1 protein-coding gene and 1 pseudogene are annotated in these 1319 nt (G+C 33.0%); one reads left to right on the forward strand and one right to left on the reverse strand.

The features are described 5' to 3' along the window. The first annotated feature begins 349 nt into the window (after positions 1-349). The gene (locus tag LD39_RS15225; protein ID WP_035549059.1) at positions 350-661 is read left to right on the forward strand and encodes a hypothetical protein; all 312 of its coding nucleotides are present in this window, start codon (positions 350-352) and stop codon (positions 659-661) included. Positions 662-849: 188 nt separating this feature from the next. Here the strand turns inward: LD39_RS15225 and LD39_RS23150 are convergent. Next, positions 850-1319: pseudogene (locus LD39_RS23150) on the reverse strand (ABC transporter permease); the annotation flags it as partial.

A 1319-nucleotide genomic window follows, 5' to 3' on the forward strand; every position in this document is an offset into this window, starting at 1 on the left:
CTCAAGAGTTTATAAACTCTTGAGAGGCTTTTCTTTTAATGGGTAGCATTCATTGCCAATCTCTCCTAATAACTTTTTGGAATAATTGTTAAAAGTGACAGGACGATTATCTTGAATTTGAGTTTTCAAGTATAGGGCAGGTTAGTTGAAGACTCAGTTTCGAGATAAAAGTCAGTTTTGAAATTAAAGTGGATAGATGGTGTATGTTTTTCATGAGGGTAAGTAGAGGAGATTTTCACATTATAGATTGCTCCAACCATTCGTTTGGTGTAAAATTACACTAAAGAAATGGGTGGTTTAAATAAAATTACTAAAAAACGAGTTGTATCGGTTTTAAGGAGGGGATACTATGCAATGGGAGAGTTTGCCTGATTGGATTTGGGCAATATATTACTTGTTTTTTATTACCACTCTAGGTACTGCAATATTAAGTATTGTAAAAAGGGATAATAAAAGTTGGTCCATTGTTGCCGCTTTATTTACTATTACAGTTCCGATAGTTAGTCTAATAAATAGTATTGGAAGACCCGTAGGAATGAATGAATTTGAATATTTAGTTAGTCAATTACAGCAGGGCGCTTTTTGGTCTATTTACGTATTGATTGGCTATTTCTTTTTATTAGGATGGTGGGGTTTATTCTTGTTCAAAGCTAATAAATAACCACTGTTAAAGTAAAAGTCTAGAGTAAATTTTATACAGGTGTTTTAACCAACTTAAATTAATTTATCTTTAATTCAAGTCTTCCTGATTTGGGGGCTTTTCTTCAATAAGCAACTTTCCGATAACATTCTTCTGCAAGCGCACATAAAGAAAGACGTCTCCCGCTAGGGAAAACGTCTGTAAACTCATTATTGAAATTTAGCAAAAGTGCTTTTTCTTGTGTAAGGGATAAGTAAGGTGAGGCTTAAAATGATAATGATCAAACCAGCAAAAGGAATAAACGCCGTCCATATAGGCTGCTGTGTAATGCTAAATGGAAAAACACTATAGATCGGTGAGAAAACTTCTAATGATAGGTTTGCTGTAATGATGTGTGCTCCCCAATAAATAAGAAAAGGCAGGGAGAAAGCTAAAATCTTATTAATTTTCATTAGTAATAGTAGCGACAGCGAAGCATAAATAACTGTATTAATAGCAACCCAACTAGAATATACAACCCCATAAGTAATTGTTCCATAATCCATTAACTGACTAAAAGTGTGACTGTCCCTTTCAAAGGTTTTCATAACAGTATAATCTACAAAACCTAAGAGAGGTTCAATGTAAAATGCAAAAAGAAAAGACAAGAAAATGAATGAAAAAGAAAGTAAAAAGAAAA

Origin of the sequence: Halobacillus sp. BBL2006, from assembly GCF_000786645.1 — a bacterium.
Taxonomy (GTDB): domain Bacteria; phylum Bacillota; class Bacilli; order Bacillales; family Halobacillaceae; genus Halobacillus.

Coding starts and splice junctions, on each gene's coding strand:
- LD39_RS15225 (WP_035549059.1), top strand. CDS start 350: ATGCAATGGGAGAGTTTGCCTGATTGGATTTGGGCAATATATTACTTG.